The organism is Anaerolineales bacterium, assembly GCA_003105035.1.
In the GTDB taxonomy this organism is placed as follows: Bacteria; Chloroflexota; Anaerolineae; order Anaerolineales; family UBA4823; genus FEB-25.
The window spans coordinates 43,356-66,901 of sequence record PQAL01000003.1 but is presented as its reverse complement, the minus strand read 5'-3'; the positions used below and the strand labels follow the sequence as shown (position 1 = coordinate 66,901).

The following is a 23,546-nucleotide window of genomic DNA, read 5'->3' as shown; positions in this document are numbered from 1 at the left end:
TCGTTAGAATTATTATTTATGTTATCCGACCTTAATAATATTATGCTAAGGATTTTTTTATGAAGTCAATATCAGCTCCTTTCTTTAGCGAGTCTCATGATTAATGCTCAATTTCTCAGGCAACCTGGACAGTGGCTTTCTTCTTCCTCTGCCCAGGACCACGGCGAAGGTAAGACTGGGTTTTCTTCCATAGCTCAACCAATCCACCTGGAAGGAACAGGACGATCAGGATGAACAAGGTACCGAAGATGATCAAATGGTATTCGCCGACGTTCCATACCAGTAGCTGCTTAAGACCCACGAAGAAGATCGAGCCAATGATCGGGCCGATGATGGTGCCTGTGCCACCAATGTAGGCCATCATCATCGGATCAAAGGTCCACTCCGGACCGAAGGGCATATTCAGGTAGTAACTCACATGGTAGTATGCAAAGGCGCCACCGACCAGTCCAGCCAGGAAGGCGCTGGCAGCCAGGGCTAAAAGCTTGTGCCTCAGGGCACTGATGCCCAGGGATTCAGCCGCATCTTCACCTTCGCGAACGGCCATCATCCCAAGCCCCCATTTTGAATTGACCAGCAGATAAGCCACGCAGATCGTGCCGACGGTTAATGCCAGGAACAGGTAGTACCGGGGCAGCAGCTGGTAATCGGTGATGTTCGGGTTGAACGACATCTCGGGGAAAATATTGCTGACGGTCAGGTTGAGGATCTGCGCCAGGGCCAGGGTGCCGATGGCAAAGTACACCCCGCGCAGCTTGAAGGCTGGGACACCGATCAACATTGCCAGGGCAACCGCCCCCAGACCTCCGAGCAGAAAGGCGCCGAAGAATGGCATACCGCCGATCCACAACAGGCGGGTGATGAGCGAACCGGTGCCAAAAAAAGCCGCATGACCAAGGTTGGTTTGCCCGGTGTACCCGCCGAGGATATTCCAGCTTGAGGCAAGGGCCATGTACAGAAGGACCAAAATAACCAGGTTGATCGTGCTGTCGGAGGTGATGACCAGCGGGAGCAATGCCAGGGTGATTATGGCTGCGATGGATAAAACCAGGACAAGGAGGCGTTTTTTATTCATGGGCTAGGTCTCCTTGGCTCCCATCAAGCCCTGTGGCCTGAAAATCAAAACCAGTAGAAACAGGACCAGGCCGGCTATCTCACGGTAATTACTGTTTATGAAGAAGGAGGTGGCTGACTCGGTCAGCCCCAATACCAGCCCACCGATAAATGTACCTGGGATACTTCCCAGGCCTCCCAGAACCATGACAATCAGCGCTTTGAGGGTCCAGGTGAGACCCATGTTAGGTTGGATCGAAAAATTGATAGCTACCAAAGTGCCTGCCACACCCGCTAAGGATGCTCCGATGGCAAAGGCCAGCAAGTAGACCCGTTGAATATTAATACCCATCAGGGAAGCGGCTTCCCAGTTCTGCACTGTGGCTCGAATGGCCTTTCCGATGTACGTCTTGCGCAGGAAGAGTTGTAAGACCACCAAGAAAAATACCGCAATCAGCAAGTTAGCCAGGCGGGCATATGGCAGGCGAATGCCAGCAACCTTGATGGCAGTGCGGAGGATCGGGGTGGAGATGGCCCGCTCATCGGCCGTCCAAAATTTCAAGGCCAGGTTCTGCAGGATGATTGAGAGTCCGAAGGCAACCAGCAGGGTATTTTTAATTTTTGATTCTTCAGGCAGCTTGACCGTACGTGAAAAGATCAGCTTGTACAAGACCGCGCCTAACAAAAACAGTACGACCATGCTGATCGGGATGGTCAGGTATGGGTTGATCCCCAGGAGCGAGAATGCCCAAAAACTAGCAAACCCACCGATCATGAGCAGCTCGCCATGGGCGACATTGAGTAGCTTGGTGACCCCAAAAACCAGCGAAAGCCCCAGGGCGACCAGCCCATACAGTGCTCCCACCAGGATCCCGAACACGAGAGTTTGTGCTAAAGGAGTAAGCATTGAGAACGCCTCCGCTTGCCTTTCACCTAACCAAGATAAGAACTACGTACTGACTCAAATGACAACAGGTCATTGACACTACCCTGGCCCACGATCCGCCCGTTCTCGAGCAGGTAGGCTCGATCTGCCAGGTCGAGGGCAGCCTGGATGTTTTGCTCAACGAGCAGGATGGTGACACCCATCTGGTTAATTTTTTCGATCATGCTAAACATTTGCTGCACCATAATCGGCGCCAGGCCAAAAGATGGCTCATCCAGCATCAGCAGCTTCGGCGAAGACATCAGCGCTCGGCCAATGGCGAGCATCTGGCGCTCTCCGCCGCTCAAGGTACCTGCCATCTGCTCACGCCGCTCGTAAAGGCGTGGAAAGATCTCGTAAACTGTTTTTACACTCTCAGCTTTTAGCTTACGGGCGCTGGGGATAAAGGCGCCTAGCTCGAGGTTTTCGTAAACACTCATCCCGGTAAAAATCTTTCCCGTTTCAGGCACCTGGGAGATCCCCAATTCCACAATTTTATGAGCTGGCAGTTTCCCGATGGACTGTTCGTGAAAGCGAATTTGACCAGCAGCGGGTTGCAGCAATCCACTAATAGCATTCAATGTCGTGGTTTTACCGGCGCCATTGGGTCCAATGAGAGCCACGATCTCGCCTTGGTTCACTTCAAGGGTGATGCCCCACAGTGCCTGGAGCTCCTTATAAAAAACATCCATATTTTCGATTTTAAGCATGGGCTTTCCCCAGGTAAACTTCGATCACATTGGGCTGGTTGACCACCTCTTCTGGAGGTCCTTGGGCAATCAGCTCGCCCATGTTTAAGACCAGGATGCGGTTGGAGATGCAAGTTACCGCCTTGACAATATGCTCGACCATGATGATTGTGATGTTCGATTCACGGATGGCTGAAATGAGCTGGCAGACTTCGTCGGCTTCGGCCAGGTTTAACCCAGCCATGAGCTCATCCAGGAGCAGCAAGGTGGGCTTGGTCGCCAAGGCCCTGGCTAATTCCAACCTTTTGCGCTCCATCACTCGCAGATCTTTCACTAAAATGCAAGATTTGTTGAGTAAACCAACCCTATCGAGAATCTCATCCGACTCGTTGGCGGCAGTTTTCATATTCGCACATGGATCCTGACCGTACATCCTGCCCACCATCACATTTTGCTGAGCAGTGAAATCGAGGAATGGCTTGCACAGCTGGAAGGTGCGGGCAATACCTTTTTGGTTGATCTTATAGCGCGGCTGACCGGTGATATCTTCCCCCCGGAAAGTGATCTTGCCGGAGTTGGGTTTCAGGAAACCCGTGATTAGGTTGAGTACAGTGGTCTTGCCAGAGCCATTCGGGCCGATGATGCCTAAGATCTCGCCTTCATCGACATGAAAATCAAGATTACAAATGGCTTTCAAACCACCAAAATTCTTACAAAGTTGTTCGACAGTCAGGATGCGCATGCTTCTCCTTAATCAAGTATGTGCACTAACACTAACAAATCTTCAACTCCTTATCCACCGGATAAATATGGAAAGAAACACAAGCGACAATCAGCGGGTATCTGATCACGCAGCTCACTTTGTACGCCATTGATGGTGATCAAGCCAATCTCTCCTGGATTCAATCCCAAGAGACTGACGGCATCCTGGACTGTGGCAGAGTCTGCCACGTCCAGGGTCTGCCGCCGAGGAGAAAGAGGAGAGAGTTGGCCGAAGAGCTCAACGGATAATTTCACGTCTCACCTAAAGAGTATCAAACACCGTGTCGAGGTCTGCATCCGGCACATCAAAAGTGGCTTGATGAGGCGGCAGTGGCTCAGTATGCATGAACTCAGGGATGCGGTAATCAGCAGCAGTCAGACCTGAGCGGCGATTAAACTCAAGCTCGGTGCGCAAGACCTCACGATTGAACCGGTTATAGTCATCCACCGTCCAGCCCCAGCCGTAACGGCCATTGACCATATCCACCATGAGTTGGGGGTTGGCGATGATGGGCGGTCTGGCAAACAGGCACAGTCCGGTGCTATCCAGCATGGCAGCGATAATCTGCAGCTTGAGCGAGAGAGCTTTCTGGCCTTCGATGCCCAGTGGGTTGACTTCTTTACGGGCCCCGAAGGCGTTCCCAGCCGTATGGTCGGCACCCTGGGGTGAGGTGGCATAAGTGACGCCATTGCCCTTGAGGCTGCGCGGGTCGTAGCCCGGTATTGCCTGGCCAACTGCCGCGGGAACACGCCGGATGCCGAGCACCTGACCGGTCACAACTGCGCCGTTGCCGATCAACCGGCCAAGAACCGTCCCTTCGCCCACTTGCATTAACAACGTTTGGATTGATTCAAAATCACCGAACTTCCCATAACCTGCTTCGATTGCGACGCCCAAGGCAGCCCCAGTCTCGATCGTATCCAGGCCAAAATCGTTGCACATGCGGTTCAGCCTGGCAACCTCATCGAGATTACCAAGACCAAGGTTAGAACCTAAAAGTGCAATAGTCTCATATTGCAAGGTGCCAACAATCGGTACTTTAGCTTCATCAACATAGACATTCCGACAAGCGATTACACACCCCGGCATACAGCGTGTACCAACTTGGCCTCCACGCTGCAGGATAACTTCGCGCAGGTATTCACCGCGCAATGTTTCAGCAGCTTCGAAATTACCGTTGCTGAAGTTTCGGGTTGGGAAGGAACCCATCTCATTAACAGCAGCAACAATCGAAGCTGTTCCATAAAGATGCTGCGAGCCTTGTGTGCCCAGCTTGGGGTCATTGATCAGTTTTTGGGCGAAGGTCTTGGTAGCTGTGCGTAGCAAGTTGCCATCAGCGGCAGGGATAATCTTACCAACCGGCTTATCGATCACGATGGCTTTCAGTCCCTTGCTGCCCATCACGGCTCCCAGACCACCACGGGCAGCATGGTTGCTACGCTGACCACCCTCTCCGGTCACGCAGATACCTGCACCTCTCAAGAACATCTCGCCAGCCTGGCCAATCGAGATGACCGCACAGCCTTCACCATAACGTTCCTGGAGCAAATCTGAGGTAGCATATGTGCCCAAACCAAGTACGTCATCGGCTGGGATCAATTCTGCAGAATCTCCGTGGATATGCAAGATGAACCAGTGCCCCACAGGTGCCTTGCGTTCGACGACAACTGCCTTGATCTCCCATCTTCCAAGGTAATCTCCCGCAGTGCCGCCTGCGTTGGCTTCTTTTGTGCCTCGGGTGAGTGGGCTTTTTCCTCCCACCGACAGGCGTCCCGCAGCTGTTACCCCACAACCGCCCAATAAGCCTGGAGCAAAGATCAGCTTATTATATGGCCCTAAGGCTTCACGGGTGGGAGGCACCTCTTCAAGCAATAGTCTGGCGATCAGGGCGCGGCCTCCCAAGCGCTCATAAACTGGAGGCGCTGCTTCCCAGCTTACTGTTGCCTGATCCATATTTACCCTCAATAATCTCATAACCAATCCTCGAGTATACAATCTATGCCAAAATGCTCATCAAAAAACGGTTTACGGTGGATAAGCTACTGTGTAGATATGCTTACCACCATTCAACGGGCCCTTCAGTAAGGCATCAATCTCTTCTTTGTCCCGCTGGGTCACTTTCTCTGTCGGAGGCAGCTCTCCAGCAGGGAAACGGACCAGGATATCGTCGATCAGCTTGACCATGAAATCCATGCAAGCTTCAATACCAGGTTTGGCTTTTTCTGCATCAGCCAGGGTCGGTCGGCCAATTACGCCCTCAGGATAAACCTGCACCTCGGTCCCACCCAATCCAACGTGTTCGTGGCCCTTGATGGGAGCGTGGTACACCTCACCGCCTTTATCCACATAGCCTGGAGGCAGGAATCCTTCTGGTTTGGTATCCACGGCCAGATCCATTTGCATAAATTCGGGGAACAATGCCAGGGAATATGAGGCTTCAACTTCGCAGGCATGCTGGAATGGTGTATCAAATGGACCGCCATGGGCTTTATCCTTCAGGAAGTCGTGGATCACGGTTGGCCAGTGAAGCGAGATGAGGATACAGGGCACCTGGTATTTCTTGGCAAACTGGTGCAATGCCAGGGGAATGACTTCCTCCTGGCCATGACCGTTTAAGAAGATTTGCTTGCGGAAGCCAGTATTCCATAATCCTGCAATGATAGCCCGCAGGTTGGCTAAGAATGCATCTTCCGGGACCACAATTGTCCCGGGCATTCCCAGGTGGTTATAGGGATGCGAGCCATACCATACCGGTTCGGCCACGGTACAGCCAGTTTTCAGCGCCACCTGCTCGGCCATACGCGACACAAGGAACGTGTCTTCTCCCAGCGGCTGGGCCGCACCATGACATTCAGTGCTGCCTACTGGGATGATGATCAGATCGTTATTCTTGAGCCGAGTATTGATCTCGGTCATGTTCATGGTCTGGTAGTAAACGCCAGAGGAACGTTCCATGTGTCCACACTCAGGAGGGATTTGCCAGCTACCCATAATGTCGCCTCTTTTCTGGTAATATGATCATGTACTCGTGTGAGACTAAACCTCTGGGATATGCAGGTCGCTGCATCGTGTGGGAGATTGTTTAAATTCTGGGTAATATTTATTGACCATCTCGACTACAATGCTCGCCTGGTCAGCCATTCTCTTTCCCTCGGCACATGATGTCATTTCTCCATGCCCACTGACGCAGGAGTTACCGGTTTTGCAATGCACGGGTGCAGCCACACGGACGATCTCGGGGGCTTCGTAGACACGGATGAAACCACCTGAGCCAGGGGGATTATCGGTATGAACATCCAGGGGTACCTTCACTGCCGCACGTAACGCGGCGATCATTGGGATCTGCAGGTCGCGCACCGGGTTGATGCTGTCGGCGCCCAAACTTTCTAGGAGCCTGAACGAGCAGGGGTTGCACTGCCCAAGGTGGGCAGAAGTCTTGAAAACGATATCCTTCGGCAATGCACCATCCTTACGCATCTGACCCACCAGCCACAACATGCCCTCATCGTAGATAAGGAAGCCACGCACACCCAGGTCATAGCCACGCTTGATATCCTCAACACCCCTGAGGACCTGGTCCATCCCGCGCAGTCGGTAGCTGATGCGTACGCCCTGGGGTGAAAGCACTGTGGCACCCGTGTCATAGGTGGCACGCGGCCCGGTGGACATCAGTAGCTCGGCACCGTAGTCATGGCACAGCTTGCAGTACTCCTTGATCTCCTCGCGCGTATGGCGGAACATACCGTAGGTCTCGGTAACACGGTTGATGGTGATGCCGTTTTTACAAGCAGTTTCGAGTAAGGACCCAACCGCTTCAGCTGAGTTGATCGTAGGGACCTCGATCCGGAAGGCTGCCCCATCTGGGAAACGGTGCGGTGAAGACGGCATATCATACAGGTCACCTGTGGGTAATCCAAGAGTCTTTACATATTCACGGGTTTCTTCAAACATAGCATTTACTCCTTATAAGTATTTGATATTTATTAGCGATGATTAGGCAACGGAGGGCAATATACCCAGACCAGTTTGAGCGGCTCGTCGCCAATGTTTTCAACACGATGTTTCTTACCGAGCGGTGAATAGAAGGCAGTTTCAGGACCGATCTCCCACTCACCTTCTCCCTCGATGACAATCTTTGCCCGTCCGCTGATGAGAAATAAGACTTCTTCAGATTCGTCATGGACATGGTCGGGTATCATGCTGCCAACTTCTGTGATGTTCATCCCCATGGATACATTTTGGACCCCACCAAATTTGGGCGCCAACAATAGCTTGGAGACACGCGGTGGGAGGCGATATTCACCTTCAACTTCTGCAGCTTTGACAAACGGTAATTTCTCCATCATCATGCCTTTCTATAGGTTATTTACGTTAGTGGATGAGTAATTGATATTCGATAATATGGTTGGCAAGGTAGCCTGCCCCACTTCCCGGGAGAGAGCATCGGTGGTTTCCTTCAATAGTTGTCCAAGGCTCTGCAACCGCTCAGGGGGCATGCGGTAAGAAGGCCCAACGATGGCTATCACCGCTACCGGGGAACCATTGGCATCCATGATCGGGGCCGCGACAGCATTGATCTCGATTTCATATTCCTGCTCTGAAATTGAAAACCCGCGAGTGCGGGTCTCGCGTAAATTTGCTAGCAATTTTTCCAGTGAAGTCAGTGTTCTTTCGGTGTACCTGGTTGAATCCTGATCGAGGATCTGACGAACCTGGCTCTCGGGTAGATAGGCAAGAAAAGCCTTCCCGGTGGCAGTGCAAGTCGCGGGCAGCCGTTCTCCAACAGCGGCGGCAATCTTGACTCGCTGGGTGCTTTCGATCACCTGCAAGTAGACTACATGGCCATCGCTGAGTATCGCCAGGTCGACTGTTTCACCGCTCCGATCAGATAGCTGCTGGAGGTACGGTTTGGCTAATTGGCGGAGATCGAGATCCTGCAGGATGATCGAGGCCAGCTCGACAAATAGGTAACCCAGCTGATACATCCCGGTCGCTTTATCCCTGATGATAAAGTGCTTGCTTTCAAGGGTAGCAAGCAGGCGGTGGATGGTGCTCTTGTTCATGCCCACCTGCTCGGCGATCTCGGTCAGGGAAAGGCTGGAGCGATCCGTTCTGAAGCACAGAAGGATATCGAGGGCTCTTTCAACAGCACGCACCGCTTGAGGCAAGCAGCATTCTCCGATTAATTTGATTTACAAACAACTGAGTTTCGTGTAATAGAACTGAGTTTCACAAATTAGTATAGCAGAAGTTTCACCTGATGTCAACTAATTTCATAGTGTGGAACTCCATTAAGCTGTCATGCTTTTGCATTCGCGCGGTATGATATTTGTAACTTGACGCAACTCCTTTGAAATGCTATCCTATAATGAAACTTAATTTCATCAGGTGAAACTACTGAATAAGCTTTACGATAGTTGTTCAGATTTATATAAATCCATTCATCGGATAAAATTGATGCCGAATGACTGATCGACTTTATCGGGTTCCATACAGCAAATCCTTTCTTGAGTTCAGCCTGCCCGCAGGGTTCCATGTAGATGTGGCTGTCTCCCAGGACAAGGGAATTCTTGCTGATCCACAAGCAGCCATCCAGGAAGCGCTGGACTTTCCCGTCGGCTCTCCCCCACTGATACAGCTTGCCAAGCCAGGCATGAAAGCCTGTATCGTGTTCACGGATACGACCCGAGCCAGCCCGGATCACCTGCTGGTTCCCCCCATCCTACGCCAGTTGGAAGCTGCCGGCGTACATGATGAGGATGTGACGCTGCTGTGCGGGACAGGAATGCACCGTCCATCCACACCGACCGAAAAGGTTGCCAAGCTAGGGGCAGAGATCGTCAACCGCTACCGGGTTATCGACAATGAGCCGCAGAACCTGAATATGCTGGTAGATCTAGGGATAACCCCGGCAGGAGTACCCGTGCAGGCAAACCGGGCAGCGATCGAGGCAGACTTGCTGATCGCTACAGGGATAGTTGAGCCGCACCAGTATGCCGGTTATTCTGGTGGGAGCAAGACCCTAGCAGTGGGTGCAGCAGGTGAAGCCCTGATTGCCCACACCCACGGGCCTGCCTTCGTTGATGACCCATGTACCCGCTTGGGGAAGATTGACGGGAACCCGTTTCAGGAGGCTGTTACTGAAGCAGCTCGACGAGCAGGTCTGCGCTTCATTGTGAATGTCGTTCTGGATGATGAAAAACATATCCTGATGGTGAAAGCGGGCGACCCTATACTGGCTTACCGGGAGCTGGTAGCATTTGCCAGATCGGTTTATGAGGTAAGCATCCCTTACCAATATGACATTGTGATTGGGGGTGTGGGATATCCAAAAGATTCCAATATCTACCAGGCCAGCCGAGCCCCTTCATATTTATATTTCGCTCCAACTCCGGTGGCCTGTCCTGGAGGGATGTATATCATTCCGGCACGCTGTGAAGAAGGAGCTGGAATAGGTGTGGGCGAGCAGCGCTTCTGGAAGGCTATGAAAGAAGCAGCAGATGTCCTATCGATCCTGGAAGATGCGAGGCAGCATGGCTACCCACCTGGCCAGCAACGGGCCTTCGTGCTTGCCAAAGTGCTGGAACACAACCGGGTGATCATCGTGGGCAGTGAGTGCCCCGAGCTGGTTGCGGACTGCAAGATGACACCTGCAGCTTCAATGGATACCGCCCTGGCGATGGCTGTTGGTGAACTCGGCTCTGTATGCAAGGTTCTAATTGTTCCGCATGCACTGCTCACATTACCAGTGGTTGAAAAGGTGAACGGATAATGCCTATGATGAAAGCCTTGCAGTTGGTCCGGCCGCGGATTTTCGAAAAACTGGAAGTACCGATTCCGACCTTGGTTCCTGGTCCATCCGAACAGTTGCTGATTAAGACCCGCTGGCTATCGTTATGCGGGAGTGATATCTCATTTTTCAACGGAAACAAACGCTATATCCAATTCCCACTCCCAGTGGGTAACCCCATCCATGAGAGTGTGGGGGAGGTGGTCGAGAGCCAGTCAGGTTTGTTCAAGCCGGGCGAGATCGTTCTGGCCATCCCCGAGGGCGACCAGGGACTGGCTGAATACTACACCGCCTTGGCCAGTAAAGCGATCCACCTGCCTGAAGCTCTGGCTCAATGTGATGACAGTTGCTTGATCCAACCACTATCGACAGTTTTGAATGCGGTCGACCAGCTCGGTGAGCTGCAGGGAAAATCAGTGGCCGTTGTGGGTCTAGGGTCAATTGGTTTGTTCTTCTGCTGGCTACTCAAGAAACGCGGGGCAGCGTCGATCACTGGTATCGATCCCATCCCTTCTCGATGCAAGGTAGCAGAAAGATTAGGCGCAAACCAGACGATCGCGTTGCGTAGTGGTCAAGCAGTGCATACCTTGCGCCAGGAAGAAAAAGAGCTGCTGCTCTTCGATATATGCATCGAAGCGGTTGGTCACCAGACGCAAACCTTGAATGACTGCCTTGACCTGGTGAGTAAGCAAGGCACCGTCCTGTGCTTCGGCGTCCCAGACCAGCCAGTCTACCCCATTGAATATGAGGTCTTCTTTCGCAAGAACGCCGTACTTGTAGCTGTGGTCACCCCCGACTGGAGCGACTACCTGAGCCGGGCGAGTGAGCTCTACCTGGCACATCATGCTGAGCTGGCATGGCTGGTGAGCCATCGCATCCCAATCCAGGAAGCTGCCAGGGCATTCACATTGTACGAACAGCATGACGACAAAATCCTTAAGGTCATCCTAGACGCCTCTGGTTGGTCCTAGGAATATACCAACGTTTTTTTACCCAATGGATGCCATCCCAGAGGTCGAAAGACCAAGAGAAACTGAATACTTGAACTGCATCCGCTGTGGATTGTGCCTGGCTGTCTGCCCGACCTACCGGGAGCATCTCTCTGAACCTGCCAGCCCACGCGGCCGGGTGGTTCTAGCGCGCAAGAGCCTGGAAGGTGAGCTTAAGCTAACAACCAACCTGTTGGAGCAAATGAATGCCTGCTTCGCGTGCTTGGCATGCAATGAAATCTGCCCCGTGGGGATCCGGCCAGCCGAACTGGTCCTGGCGATGCGCTATGTGGGTGAACAAACCAGGCGGACTGGCTGGAAGCAGTTGCTATTCGGCGGCATGATTCCAAATCCGGGGAGAATGGAAACAGCCACCCTGCCACTACGGATATATGAACGTTCAGGATTGCGTAAATTATTCTATCAACTAGGTGTGGGTCGACTACTCCCTGAAAAGGTGCGTGACCTGGAAGCCATGTTGCCACACCTCCCTCGACGCCCATTAAGGCAGTCCTTGCCGGAAGTCACCGAGGCGCTGGGGCAAAGCCGATACCGGGTGGGTTTCTTTTTAGGCTGTGTGCAGAACCTGCTTTACCCGGATGAGAGCAAAGCCACCGTGCGAGTATTGGCGCGCAATGGCTGTACGGTGATCACGCCCAGGGAAGTACAATGCTGCGGCATGCCAGCCCGGGGATATGGGCGTCTCGACCTGGTGCGGCAACAAGCCAAGCATAATATTGAGCTATATGAAAAGAGCGGGGTGGAGGTCATTGTGACTGATTGCGCCACCTGCGGATCGACGCTGAAGGATTATGTCGTTCTGCTGCAAGACGAAGCCGGCTGGGAAGCGCGAGCGCAGGCTTTCAGTGCCAAAGTACGCGATGTGAGCGAATTCCTGGCAGACATCCCCCTTGAAAAACCCACAGAAAGACTCCAAGCGCGCCTGACCTACCATGATCCCTGCCACCTGCGGCGGGGGCAAAAAGTGTGGCAGCAGCCGCGTTATTTACTTTCGCTAGTGGATGGGTTGGAATTCGTCGAGCTGCCTGAAGCCGATTGGTGCTGCGGCTCGGCGGGTAGCCAGCTGATCACCCATTATCAGACTTCTGTGAAAGTGATGGAGCGCAAGCTAGACAACCTGGTTGCTACCGGTGCCCAGGTAGTCGCCTCAGGCTGCCCGGGCTGCCAGATGCAGCTGAATTCTGCGGTCAGGCGGCGAGGATTGAACCTCAGGGTAACCCACCCCATCATGTTACTGGATGAAGCTTACAGGACAGACAATGCAGCATGATCTAATCGACGACTTAATCCGTTCGGTCGGGAAGAAGGGTGTGTTATCCACTCCCGAAGACCTGGCCGCATACAGTTACGATGGGACCTTCTTGGAAGGTACCCCAGAGGTGGTGGTGCTGCCGGAGACGACTGAGCAGGTCAGCCAGGTGGTCAAAATCGCTGCCACCAGGCACACCCCGATCGTGCCGCGTGGATTGGGATCGGGGCTGGCTGCAGCATCCGTGCCGCTCCCCAGTGGATCTATTGCCCTGAGCCTGACGCGCATGAACCATATCCTCGAGATCGACCTGGAAAATTCAACTGCCAGGGTTGAAGCTGGGGTTGTGACTGCTGACCTGCAAGCAGCGGTGGAGAAGCTGGGGTTATTTTATCCTCCCGATCCCTCCAGTATCCGCCACTCATCGATCGGAGGCAACGTGGCTTGTAACGCGGGTGGTCCACGCTGCTTGAAATACGGTTTGACCGGTGATTACGTACTGGGACTTACTATCGTGCTGGCAGATGGGAGGATCTTGCGAACAGGCGGAAAACCCATCAAAGATGTCACAGGGTATGACCTGAACGGACTTTTCACCGGCTCGGAAGGAACGCTGGGGATCATAACGGAAGTACTGGTCAGGCTGATCACCAAACCGCGCTTCGCTAAGACCGCCCTGGCGGAGTTCGCTGCGTTGGATGATGCCTCCCAGACTGTCACAGCCATCCTGGCAGCAGGGATCGTGCCCGCCAGCCTGGAGCTGATGGACCAGACTGCCATCTGCTGTATCGAAGAAGCCATGCACCTGGGTTTGAACACCGAGATCGAGGCATCCTTGATCATTGAGACAGATGGGAACGATGAAAGCACAGTGCTGCGGGAAATCGACGCCTGTGACAAGCTCTGCCAGGAAAACGGAGCAGTGAAGGTAAGGACGGCTAAATCGGAAGCAGAGCGAACCAGCCTGTGGAAGGCGCGGCGGTCCATCTCCCCCTCACTGGCTCGACGGGCCCCCAACAAACTAGGTGAAGATATTACCGTGCCGCGCAGCGCCATCCCGGAGATTATCCGGCGAATACGGGCTATCAGCGAGAAATACGGTTTGCCGGTGGTGATCTTTGGACATGCTGGCGATGGCAACCTGCACCCGAACATCCTGTTCGATAAGCGCGACCCTGAGCAGTGGGCAAAAGTAGAGCAGATGGTCCCGGAGATCTTCATGGCTTCATTGAGCCTGGGCGGCACGCTCTCGGGTGAACATGGCGTCGGCCTGCTCAAACGACCTTACTTGGAGCATGCCTTAGGCCAGGCATCTATTGATGTTCAAAGAAAGATCAAAACTGCCTTGGATCCACTGAATATCCTGAATCCGGGGAAGATGTTCCCAGAGTGAAAATAGATTAGGAGAATGCAATGACAGAGGAAAACGTGCGCGTACCAGTTAAGGACTTAATCCGATTCATGATCTTAGCCCTGGAGAAAATGGGGATTCCCACAGAAGACGCCACGATCATTGCAGACGTGTTGATCACCTCTGACCTATGGGGGGTACGGTCGCATGGTGTGGCCCATCTAAAGATGTACCACGAACGGATCAAGGCTGGCCTTCAGCTTCCGCTAACGAATTGGAAAGTAGTCAAAGAAAGCCCAACCACGGCAGTGGTCGATGGGGGTAACGGGATGGGGATGGTGGTGGGAACACAGGCGATGCGCATCGCTATCCAAAAAGCCAAACAATATGGCCTAGGTGCCGTGGCAGTGCGCAACTCCAGCCACTACGGTGTGGCAGGTTACTACCCGCTAATGGCTGTGAAGGAAGGCCAGGTTGGGCTGAGTGTAACCAATGCCCACCCATCTACCGCTCCCACCTTTGGAACGGAGCCGATGCTGGGGACCAACCCGATCGCGGTGGCAGCCCCCACCGATGAAGAATTTCCGTATATGTACGACGCGGCCACATCGGTCATCCCGCGGGGTAAGATCGAGGTCGCTGCCCGTGCTGGTAAACCTATTCCCGAAGGCTGGGTGATCGATGCCCAGGGCAATTCAGTAACTGAGAGCAGCCAGATCATTGCCAATATGAATGCCAACCAGGTAGCTTTACTTCCCCTGGGAGGATCGGGTGAAGCGATGGGAGGGCATAAAGGCTACGGATTATCAACCTTCGTCGAGATCTTCTCAGCCGCTTTCCAGAGCGGGGCTTATCTTTCCATGCTGCATGATAAGGATCACGAAGGGAAAACCCAATTTCTGCGTATCGGGCACTTTTTCCTGGCGATCAATGTAGAAAACTTCGTCCCATTGAACGAATTCAAACACAGCACCGGTAATATGATGCGCGAGCTGCGTGCGTCACGCAAAGTCTCCGACCAGCCGCGCATCTATACAGCAGGGGAGAAGGAATATTACAACACTTTACATAACCAGGCAGAAGGGATCGAGATCACACCGGGAGTGCAAAAAGCACTGCAAACATTACAAAAGGATCTAGACATCGGTGAGTATGTCCTGGGATTTTGATCTTAATCACACCAGTGGCATTATGAGTTTCTGATCAGGAAGCCCATATCTATCCATAGATAAATAATTAAGGTTTATATCGAAATAAGGGCGATATTCAACTGCGCCTTTGATAACGCTAAATGCGATTAAACAAAATTAAAACGAGGATAAAATGAAAAATCTATATCAAAAGTGTTTTTTTTATTTGGCAACAATTACCATATCGCTATTCCTGGCATTTGGTACAACGGGATGCGGGACGGTTGCTACGCATGCAACACCATCGATAACCCCAATAGAGCCAACAGCTGCACAAGCAACACAACCAACCAATGTCATGCCCCAAGGCGGACCTGGCAATCCTGCGAGCTCAGGCACAATTGCTTCTGTTGCACCAACATATGCGGACTTAGCCTACACGACAGTTTCGCCAACGGATAAACTTGACCTCTATATTCCTAACACGGGTAGTGGACCTTTCCCTGTGGTGATCATGGTTCATGGAGGTGGATTCATGATGGGTGATAAAAGTGATGGAACAGGCCTGGCTGGTGTGGACCAGTTACTTGCAGACGGTTACGCAGTTGCCAGCATAAATTATCGTTTAAGCGGTGAAGCCAAATATCCAGCGCAAATTAATGATGCCAAAGCCGCTGTGCGATTCTTGCGAGCGAATGCAGACAAATATAACCTGAATCCAGATAAATTCGGTGCCTGGGGAGCTTCTGCAGGCGGTAATCTGGTTTCATTGCTTGGTACTACCTGTGGCGTGACTGAACTGGAAGGTGCTGACTTAGGAAATGCTGATCAATCCAGCTGCGTACAGGCAGTGGTAGACTGGTTTGGTCCGATTGACTTTCTGGCTATGGACGAGCAGTTTGCCGGCACTAATTGTCCACAAAATCACAATGATGCTAGCTCTCCAGAATCCCAATTGGTAGGTACCCCCATCCAGACCGTGCCTGACCTGGTAAAAACCACAAATCCAATGAACTACATCACGCCTGATGATGCTCCCTTCTTCATCCAAAATGGTTCAGCGGATTGTAATATTCCACCCATACAAGGGAAGAACCTTGCAGATGCATTAAGTCCAGTTATTGGAGCAGATAAAGTAACTTTCATACTGATAGATGGTGCAGGGCATGGTGGTTCGCAGTTCACAACCTCTGAGAACCTGGCACTGGTGATAAATTTCCTTGACAAATACCTTAAGTAAATAAGGCTATTATGCAGAACGCTCCCGGCCAGGGAGCATTCTGTTTTTAAGGAGGAACTACCAATGAACGCAAAATTTAATAACCTTACTGGAGATTGAGAAAAAAGAACTTATTTTTATTTTTGATCCACTTTATTAGTTACACGCTGTATATCTGTCTCGGTTTCCACTACGAAGATGATTGCATCGGATGGACAGTTCATCTGGCAGGTGCCACACTCGATACAGATCGTCACATCGATGTGGGATTGGGTCTCCCCCTCGGTGATGGCATTGCTTTCACAACCTGACACACACGCTCCGCAGGATATGCATTGTTCAATTACAACGTATGGCATAAGCTTCCCTTACCTGTAAGAATACCGTACCTTAGCCCATGTACATATGGCGTGGATCGATGACTTCCCGGATCAGGCGCACCTGTTCGGGAGTGGGTGGCTCGGTGTATGCGATGTGCTCTGGCACGGCAGGCTTGAAACCCATGGTACCCAACACCTCTTCCAGGGTGATACCCGGATGGATGGATGAAAGCATCATCTGCTTAGTCTCTGGATGAAATGAGAAGATGGCCTTATCGGTGATGACCCGGCTTGGCCCACCCAGCAGACCGGCCTGGCTGCGGCTGTCATTCCCGGTGAGATAGCCTGGGCTGGTGATAAAGGATATAGCCTGCCTGATCTTGCGCTCTTCATGGCGCATGATGATAATGGTGCGCTTGGCGCAGGAGGCGATATCGTTCGCCCCTCCACTGCCGATCATGTGGCGAAATTTTCCTTTTGGGTCGCCCAGGAGCGAGGTATTCAGGTTGCCATATTGGTCAACCTCAAGGCCACCTAAGAAGCCCACATCCACCCGACCGCGATGCAGCACTTCGCCCAGAATATCCACAAAACTGCTGAGCACATTGGCCCGGTACCAGACGCGCGGGTCGGCTAACCCAACCCCCTGGTCCACTGGCTGGGGATCGATCACCCCTAATTCAAACAAAATAGTCATCTTGGGGGCATGGGTGTGCTTGGCCAGGAAAGACGCCACGACCGGCAAGCCCAACCCAACCGCGACGACTTCTCCGTCGTGCAGCTCGCGGGCGCCAGCGACAGCCATTAATTCGGAGGGGGTATATTCGAATGGCATGGCTCCTCCTAGTATCCCATCACTGGGTCGGCTTTAAGGCGACTGAGATGCTTAAGACCACCCACCTTCTCAAGATATGCCCAATGGTCTTCAACCCCATACACATATTCATCCAGGTAGGCATGAAAAGCATCGGGAGTCTGGGTGGCTTCTACATAGGCCTGGATGTGCTCCGCATCATAATCATACGATTGATAGACCGAGGTTGGGTGAGCCGAAAACGGTAGCTCAACCACGTGGGACACAAACAGGCCCGGTATGGTGGTGCGCTCGGGGTCCTGGCAGATGGTTTCGCATGAGACGACATGCTCAGCGATCACGATGGCGCGCTGGCTGGCGCGCACCTGCTCATTATTATCCCAACGTGGTCCAAGGATGCAGGCGTTACCTTCCTCATCGGCGGTCTGCACCTGAACGATCGCCACATCCGGCGTGAGCGGCTTCAGGACCGGCCACTCTTGCCCGGTAAATGGATCGGTGATACTGGCAATCTCGGATGAAGAGCGCTCCTTGAGGTTGGTCATCAGATCGGAGCCGCGCAGGGAGCGGATGGGCATGAATGGAACTCCAAGCGCGCCCGCCAGATACCTGAAGGCGACCGACAGGCTGCTGTACTCTTCTGCGGCCAGGGTACCTGACTCGATTCCCCGATTCACGCAATTCAGCCTGCCGAAGCGATCCAGTGAACCACCGCCGTAGATGATCCGGTCAACTGCGCCGGCACCCACCAGCATATCGGCATCCATCGCCCCAACACATTGGGAGATGGTCAGATGGTTGATCCCCATGCGGATGACCTCGCGGGCGAAGGCCATGGTGCAGCGCGTGATGGCAAAACCAGAGAGCGCTAGGTGCGAACCAGAGGGAATGCTTGCTACTGCGTCATGTAGGGTGGATAACTTGGACATGATGGTCCTTAATCGAGGGAAGGTCGCTTGTCGAACAGCACCAACAATAAATGGCAGCCATTTTCGTCCTTCTTTATCTCGGCCAGCTCAATTGGACGGTCGAGCTTTTCCTCAACTGCCAGGACAATCAGATTAGCCGGAACACAGGTAAATGGCTCGATCCCGTGGGAGGTCATGCGGTCTTCGACCTGCCCGTGAAGGCATCCTTTGACTGTCAGCCTTAGCAAGCGACCATCCTGGTCATAAGAGACCTGCCCGGCGATACCTTCAGACTCCAGGGTTGCTTGCACGGTTTTCAGGATTTGCTCCAGATCAGGGGCTTCAAGGGCTGGGCGGATGCGTTCACGGTAATATTGCCGGCCGACAGTGGTCATGCGGAAGCGTGCACCCCGCCCGCGTTCATCCCAAAAAGCTTTTTCCAGCTCATAGATCAATCCGTTGGCGTAATCGAGGGGGATGGTTTTTTTATCGTTCATGGCTGATCCTTATAATATGCTTCGCCCCATTTTTCGGTGAAGACCAGATCTTTGATAGGCAAGCGTGGGCGTGGCCGATGGGGACGGGTGGGATGGCCGATGGAAATTATGCTCACGGCTTTAAATTCTTCTGGCATACCCAGCAATGCTTTGATACGTTCTTCATCGCGGATATCAATGCAGGGGGCAATCACCCAGCAAGCACCCAGGTCCAGGGCTGTCACCATGAGTAGGATATTCTCGATGGCTGCAGAGGTGTCAAACGGCATATCCCAGACATTTTTCTTGCCACAGACAACCAGATCCAGCGGGGCATCAGCCAGGAAAGCAGACACTTTACCGGAAGTCAGTTTTTCAAATGCAGCCTTTTTCTTCTCTTCATCCTGTAAGCTGGCAAAGCGCTCCTGCATCTGCTTGGTAACGAATTCGGATGTGAAGCGGCGACCGCTCCCCCCACCTGCGAGTGCGCCAAGTTTCTTGCGCATCTCCGGATCGGTAACGACAATGAAGCGCCATGGCTGAGCGTTTTCACCCGAGGGTGCCTGGCGTGCAGCTTCAAGGATCAGGTCTAGGTCTTGGGCTGAGACTGGCTCCTCCGTATATTCGCGGATGCTACGCCGATCCAGGATAACTTTCATGGTAGCATCTACAAGACTATATGTATCTGACATTTCTCCTCCCGATTATGAGGGTATAAGGAAATATTCTATTTGTAATGTTGCACAGTGCCGTCAGGTGAAAATGAGTTTTACAGTATAATACTACGTTAGAATACCAAATTTTCAAGCATTTGTCAATAAAATGCATGTCCATTCTATTAATACTCAATCACATTCATGTATAACAGAATGAGTACTCGTATGAAGTGCTTATAATTTGCTCTGTCGGTCAGCAACTGAGTTTTGTGGTAAATCTTTAGTGCTTGTTAACGAAAAATAACTGCTATAGAGAAATTAGGAGTATATTGAACACTGAAACATCTACAGAGAGGAAAGCATGACAGACACCATTTCCCTTACGCCTCCGCCCCATTATGGCATCCAGCAGACACCTCCGAAGGCAAATACCGATCATATTAAACACAAGATGCTCGATATACCATATGCGTCAATCTCACCCTCACAAAAGCTGGATATCTATCTTCCAGACGGTTTTCCAGCTCCATACCCGGTGATCCTGCAGCTCCATGGAGGCGCGTTCATGGGCTGCGATAAGGCAGATATGCAGGTGGTGCCGATGCTGGAAGGGCTTAAGAGAGGATATGCTGTTGTTGCTACGAATTACCGGCTGAGTTGGCAAGCAAAATTTCCTGCCCTAGTTCAGGATGTGAAAGCTGCTGTACGCTGGATCAGAGCTAACGCCGACCGGATCGGTATTGACGCGCAGCGAGTCGCCGCCTGGGGAGGCTCAGCGGGAGGATACCTTGCCTCCATGCTGGGGGTCTCTGAGGGTATAGCAGAGCTTGAGGATAAAGAATTAGGGAATCCGGAGCAACAATGCAATGTTCAAGCAGTTATTTCTTGGTACGGGCCGAATGATTTTATGAAGATGGATGCTCAACTGGAAGAAAATGGGCTAAAACCGCCGGATGACCAGTTGCACTGCGGGCCGAATTCACCCGAATCACTGTTACTGGGGCACACGATTATCGAAGTCCCTGAGCTCGTCAAAGCAGCCAACCCTGAAACATATATCCGAAAAGGTGCACCCCCGTTTTTCTTGCAGCACGGGACGATGGATGCAGTTGTTCCGGTTCAACAATCGATCAATTTTGCCTCGAAATTAGCTAGTGTTCTCGGCAGAGATAAGGTGATGTTAGAATTGCTACAAGGAGCCGAGCATGCTGATCCGATGTTTGAGACTCCAGAGAATGTAAAAAAGGTACTTGATTTCTTAGATGGTCATTTCAAAAAAGGGTAATTTTAAATATCACCAGATCGATCTTGGGCTGATTTATCCTGATGGCACCAAAATATAGCTTAAAAGATGGTGTGTATCTCATTAAGGGCGCCTTGCGAGGCGCCATCATGGATACCAACTCAGGCCTTGTTTACTCTATAAATAGTCAAGGCTGTAAAGTATGTGCATACAAAGTGGAAGATGATCAATATTGGCACGCACTTGTCTCTATGGGTATTGCTGGTGAGATTGAACGTGCTTGCCCGCAGGAATTACCCAGGTCAATGGAAAATGACCATCTAAAGTTCATGTGGTTTGAAATCGCGACAAATGAGTGTAATCAGCGATGCATTCACTGTTATACCAATTCCATGCCTCAAAACAGCCGGGGCGATTTGTTGACGAAAGACTTTTCCCCTTCGATCGCTCAACCGAAGTCTCGGATGTTGTATAAAGACTGGCTGAGAGTGATCAAGCAAGCACGAGAACTTGGGTGTAAGGCTTGTCAATTTATTGGTGGTGAGCCGCTTTTATATCGGGGTGAAAAAGGTGAAACAGTTATTGAGTTGGCCGGATTTGCAAAAAAGGTTGGATATTCATCTGTTGAAATCTTTACCAATGCGACCCTGCTCACTCCCGATAACATACTCAAGATAAAAGAGATGGGGATCAAGGTGGCAGTATCACTTTATTCAGATGATCCAATTATTCACAATAGTGTCACCCAAACTCCCGGCAGCTATGCAAAAACAGTTAGCTCCCTGGCGTTGTTGAAGAAATTTGGTGTTGAAACAAGGGTGGAGACTGTAGTTATGAAAGCCAATCAAGAATCTGTTGAATCTACAAAGTCATTCATACGGAAAATGGGTTTGCATGGGAGAAAACCCGATCTAGTTCGACCAAATGGTCGGGGCGAAAAAAGCCTGATTCAACCCGTCGATAAGACTCTAATCCAGTACGGATTCATGCTGACCCCCCTTTTTAAAGCTAGTAGAAAGAAGATTGCCCATTATAAATCGCGCCATTCTTGCCTAAATGGTAAATTGGTGATTACAGAATTTGGTGATATCCTGCCATGCATATTTGCCCGGGAACATATCCTTGGGAACTACCTGGCTCAAAACAACCTCTGTGAGGTTATTTGCTGTTCAGAACTCCAGGGTATATGGCATACCACTAAAGACCATGTGGCTGTCTGCCAGGATTGCGAATACCGCTATGTATGCTTTGATTGCAGACCTCTGGCTGAAGCAGCCGCGCAAGGCCGGGTAGATTTTCGCTCTGCGCCTTACCCACGCTGCACTTATAACCCATATTCTGGAGAGTGGGGCAATGGGATATGGATAGTTGATAGGGACGGCAAACCATATTATGATAAAAGCATGGCTCTAGAAATCCGACAAGTCAGGCAGTCAATAGAGAGATCGTCAAATATGATGATAGGAGAGATGAATTATGAAGGATAAAAAAAATAAGACACCCATATCAAAAACGGGTGCGACAATTTCATTGGTCACTTCGATGAAGAATCCTGACACCTTATGTGAACCTTCAGAAGAATGCCGGCCTCTGTGCGAACCTTGTACCGATGGAGGACCTGAATGCGCGCCGGATTGCACCTGTTCTCCCTGTGAAGAGGAAGAAAAAAGCCATACTCTAAATCATGATCAATATAATTCTGAAGAAGATTTCGGTGAAGTAGATCAAGGCTGTGAGCCAAATTACTAATATTCGGTTATTTAAGATTATTACAAGGTAGTTTTACAATTTAATCAGTAGCTGAAACGCAATTTAACAATTTTTACTTCACCTAAACAAGTGTGAATTTTGTTGGTTCTGAAAAGATAGTAGAGTATTTTTAAATCGATGTTCGATATTTTCTTATTAAAATGTAGTAAAATCCACGAAACAGCCATTAGATTTTGGTGTTGACTGGACTTTAATAACATAACCAATGTACTCGCTTAGTCCGTGTCCAATGGACTGAGCCATAAATGGCAGGACATTGGTTGGGAGATGCTGCTTTTTAGGATCGTCCTTTTAAGCCATTGGTTGAGCGTCCCCGCAAGGGGGAGACTCTTTGAGCGTCTCCACGCTCACTTTTTGTTTATTAGACTTATGTTTGGTTGAGCGTCCTCGCAAGGGGGAGACTCTTCGAGCCGCTCCACGCGCACTTTTTGTTTAATAGACTTATGTTTGGTTGAGCGTCCTCGCAAGGGGGAGACTCTTCGAGCCGCTCTACGCTCACTACCGCACCAAGATCGTGCAGGTGGACGCTCGGTGCAAGCACGCTCACTAAAAATGGGTAGAAGGGGTTATAAATACCCTAAAAACGCATGTTTTTTTCCACCTAGAGCTGCCAAACGGCGGTTTTTCCCTTTACATCCCCCACTTTTATCACTTTTTTAAAAATCGAAAAATAGGTCAAAAATAAATAATTCCAGTGTCCTTGCCGCCTTTTTTAGTCAACAGCAGTCAACCAATTCTTCGGAAAGGGAGGGTACCATGGTTAAAAGAGACAAGCGGGAGTTGATGATGATCACACTTGAGAAAGCCATTGGTATACATTTAGCCACTTTGGAAACGGAGGGTAAAAGTCCCCGTTATATTGATTGGCTGAAAACCCGGCTGAGATTTTTAATGGCTATAAAGAGAAAGCCTACAGCCAGTATTATGAACCCCAAGAAATTACCGTCGATGATGGCCACAATTATCTACGCAGTCTGATGGAGCGCGATAAACGGCATGTGGGCCATCCGATGGATAACGAAGAGAATGGCAAATTCGAGCTCTAATACATCTATGGCCTGAGCTGCTCAGTTCGCTAATGATCCACCTGGCTTACAAAGATGGAGATTTGGAGGAGAATTTAATGCAAAGGCAAAAACTGTCCCAACTTGCCAAGACCTTCCCAGTGACCATAACAGGT

25 protein-coding genes are annotated in these 23,546 nt (G+C 51.2%); 10 read left to right on the top strand and 15 right to left on the bottom strand.

The genetic code is table 11. The features are described 5' to 3' along the window. Window positions 1-115 precede the first annotated feature (115 nt). From C3F13_01590 to C3F13_01545, 10 genes are read right to left on the bottom strand one after another with little or no spacing between them, the layout of a single operon-like run. Window positions 116-1,075, bottom strand: a complete 960-nt coding sequence (locus tag C3F13_01590; GenBank protein ID PWB56258.1) for a hypothetical protein — start codon at window positions 1,073-1,075, stop codon at window positions 116-118. 3 nt (window positions 1,076-1,078) lie between these two features. Further along, window positions 1,079-1,960, bottom strand: coding sequence for a branched-chain amino acid ABC transporter permease (locus tag C3F13_01585; protein ID PWB56257.1), 882 nt, complete (start codon window positions 1,958-1,960; stop codon window positions 1,079-1,081). Between the two features lie 26 nt (window positions 1,961-1,986). Next, window positions 1,987-2,688: an ABC transporter ATP-binding protein gene (locus C3F13_01580; GenBank protein PWB56256.1), complete on the bottom strand. Its 702-nt coding sequence runs from the start codon at window positions 2,686-2,688 to the stop codon at window positions 1,987-1,989. Continuing rightward, the gene (locus C3F13_01575) at window positions 2,681-3,409 is read right to left on the bottom strand and encodes an ABC transporter ATP-binding protein (protein ID PWB56255.1); all 729 of its coding nucleotides are present in this window, start codon (window positions 3,407-3,409) and stop codon (window positions 2,681-2,683) included. Before C3F13_01575 ends, C3F13_01580 begins: the two co-directional genes overlap by 8 nt. A gap of 50 nt (window positions 3,410-3,459) precedes the next feature. Next, window positions 3,460-3,684 carry a hypothetical protein gene (locus tag C3F13_01570; GenBank protein ID PWB56254.1) on the bottom strand — a complete coding sequence of 75 codons (225 nt, stop codon included), beginning with the start codon at window positions 3,682-3,684 and terminating at the stop codon, window positions 3,460-3,462. A gap of 7 nt (window positions 3,685-3,691) precedes the next feature. Continuing rightward, window positions 3,692-5,404: an aldehyde ferredoxin oxidoreductase gene (locus tag C3F13_01565; GenBank protein PWB56253.1), complete on the bottom strand. Its 1,713-nt coding sequence runs from the start codon at window positions 5,402-5,404 to the stop codon at window positions 3,692-3,694. A gap of 51 nt (window positions 5,405-5,455) precedes the next feature. After that, complete coding sequence (locus C3F13_01560) at window positions 5,456-6,421, bottom strand: creatinine amidohydrolase (GenBank protein PWB56252.1); 966 nt, start codon at window positions 6,419-6,421, stop codon at window positions 5,456-5,458. 45 nt (window positions 6,422-6,466) lie between these two features. Next, on the bottom strand, window positions 6,467-7,381 hold the full coding sequence (locus C3F13_01555) for a peptidase (protein PWB56251.1): 915 nt from the start codon (window positions 7,379-7,381) through the stop codon (window positions 6,467-6,469). Between the two features lie 32 nt (window positions 7,382-7,413). Further along, window positions 7,414-7,779 carry a hypothetical protein gene (locus C3F13_01550; protein ID PWB56250.1) on the bottom strand — a complete coding sequence of 122 codons (366 nt, stop codon included), beginning with the start codon at window positions 7,777-7,779 and terminating at the stop codon, window positions 7,414-7,416. A gap of 6 nt (window positions 7,780-7,785) precedes the next feature. Continuing rightward, window positions 7,786-8,598: an IclR family transcriptional regulator gene (locus tag C3F13_01545; GenBank protein ID PWB56249.1), complete on the bottom strand. Its 813-nt coding sequence runs from the start codon at window positions 8,596-8,598 to the stop codon at window positions 7,786-7,788. A 296-nt stretch (window positions 8,599-8,894) separates the two neighbouring features. On the opposite strand from C3F13_01545, the gene C3F13_01540 reads away from it, so the two are divergent. The 6 genes from C3F13_01540 (at window position 8,895) to C3F13_01515 (ending at window position 16,200) form a co-directional block, all read left to right on the top strand. Beyond that, entirely contained in the window at window positions 8,895-10,202 is a 1,308-nt protein-coding gene (locus C3F13_01540; GenBank protein PWB56248.1) for a hypothetical protein, read from the top strand. After that, window positions 10,202-11,191: a hypothetical protein gene (locus C3F13_01535; protein PWB56247.1), complete on the top strand. Its 990-nt coding sequence runs from the start codon at window positions 10,202-10,204 to the stop codon at window positions 11,189-11,191. The genes C3F13_01540 and C3F13_01535 overlap by 1 nt, the downstream gene beginning before the upstream one ends. Before the next feature lie 25 nt (window positions 11,192-11,216). Next, window positions 11,217-12,500, top strand: coding sequence for a (Fe-S)-binding protein (locus tag C3F13_01530; protein ID PWB56246.1), 1,284 nt, complete (start codon window positions 11,217-11,219; stop codon window positions 12,498-12,500). Beyond that, complete coding sequence (locus tag C3F13_01525) at window positions 12,490-13,872, top strand: glycolate oxidase subunit GlcD (GenBank protein PWB56245.1); 1,383 nt, start codon at window positions 12,490-12,492, stop codon at window positions 13,870-13,872. Before C3F13_01530 ends, C3F13_01525 begins: the two co-directional genes overlap by 11 nt. A 20-nt stretch (window positions 13,873-13,892) precedes the next feature. After that, window positions 13,893-14,999, top strand: a complete 1,107-nt coding sequence (locus tag C3F13_01520; GenBank protein ID PWB56244.1) for a lactate dehydrogenase — start codon at window positions 13,893-13,895, stop codon at window positions 14,997-14,999. A gap of 319 nt (window positions 15,000-15,318) precedes the next feature. Further along, complete coding sequence (locus C3F13_01515) at window positions 15,319-16,200, top strand: alpha/beta hydrolase (protein PWB56434.1); 882 nt, start codon at window positions 15,319-15,321, stop codon at window positions 16,198-16,200. Between the two features lie 116 nt (window positions 16,201-16,316). Here C3F13_01515 and C3F13_01510 read toward each other — a convergent pair whose 3' ends face one another. Genes C3F13_01510 through C3F13_01490 form a run of 5 tightly spaced genes read right to left on the bottom strand, consistent with a single transcriptional unit; the run spans window position 16,317 to window position 19,389 of the window. Beyond that, entirely contained in the window at window positions 16,317-16,538 is a 222-nt protein-coding gene (locus tag C3F13_01510) for a ferredoxin (GenBank protein ID PWB56243.1), read from the bottom strand. A 31-nt stretch (window positions 16,539-16,569) separates the two neighbouring features. Then, complete coding sequence (locus tag C3F13_01505) at window positions 16,570-17,334, bottom strand: hypothetical protein (GenBank protein ID PWB56242.1); 765 nt, start codon at window positions 17,332-17,334, stop codon at window positions 16,570-16,572. Window positions 17,335-17,342: 8 nt separating this feature from the next. Beyond that, window positions 17,343-18,242, bottom strand: coding sequence for a hypothetical protein (locus C3F13_01500; protein PWB56241.1), 900 nt, complete (start codon window positions 18,240-18,242; stop codon window positions 17,343-17,345). A gap of 8 nt (window positions 18,243-18,250) precedes the next feature. Further along, a complete protein-coding gene (locus C3F13_01495; protein PWB56240.1) occupies window positions 18,251-18,718 on the bottom strand; it encodes a hypothetical protein in 468 nt (155 codons plus the stop codon). Continuing rightward, window positions 18,715-19,389, bottom strand: a complete 675-nt coding sequence (locus C3F13_01490) for a hypothetical protein (GenBank protein ID PWB56239.1) — start codon at window positions 19,387-19,389, stop codon at window positions 18,715-18,717. Before C3F13_01490 ends, C3F13_01495 begins: the two co-directional genes overlap by 4 nt. Before the next feature lie 325 nt (window positions 19,390-19,714). Here C3F13_01490 and C3F13_01485 point away from each other — a divergent pair, with 325 nt between their 5' ends. The 4 genes from C3F13_01485 to C3F13_01470 all read left to right on the top strand — a co-directional run bounded on the left by C3F13_01485 (window position 19,715) and on the right by C3F13_01470 (window position 23,412). Beyond that, on the top strand, window positions 19,715-20,638 hold the full coding sequence (locus C3F13_01485; GenBank protein PWB56238.1) for an alpha/beta hydrolase: 924 nt from the start codon (window positions 19,715-19,717) through the stop codon (window positions 20,636-20,638). Window positions 20,639-20,679: 41 nt separating this feature from the next. Then, on the top strand, window positions 20,680-22,083 hold the full coding sequence (locus tag C3F13_01480) for a hypothetical protein (GenBank protein PWB56237.1): 1,404 nt from the start codon (window positions 20,680-20,682) through the stop codon (window positions 22,081-22,083). Continuing rightward, window positions 22,073-22,345 carry a hypothetical protein gene (locus C3F13_01475; GenBank protein ID PWB56236.1) on the top strand — a complete coding sequence of 91 codons (273 nt, stop codon included), beginning with the start codon at window positions 22,073-22,075 and terminating at the stop codon, window positions 22,343-22,345. The genes C3F13_01480 and C3F13_01475 overlap by 11 nt, the downstream gene beginning before the upstream one ends. Before the next feature lie 884 nt (window positions 22,346-23,229). Continuing rightward, a complete protein-coding gene (locus C3F13_01470; GenBank protein PWB56235.1) occupies window positions 23,230-23,412 on the top strand; it encodes a hypothetical protein in 183 nt (60 codons plus the stop codon). Window positions 23,413-23,546 lie beyond the last annotated feature (134 nt).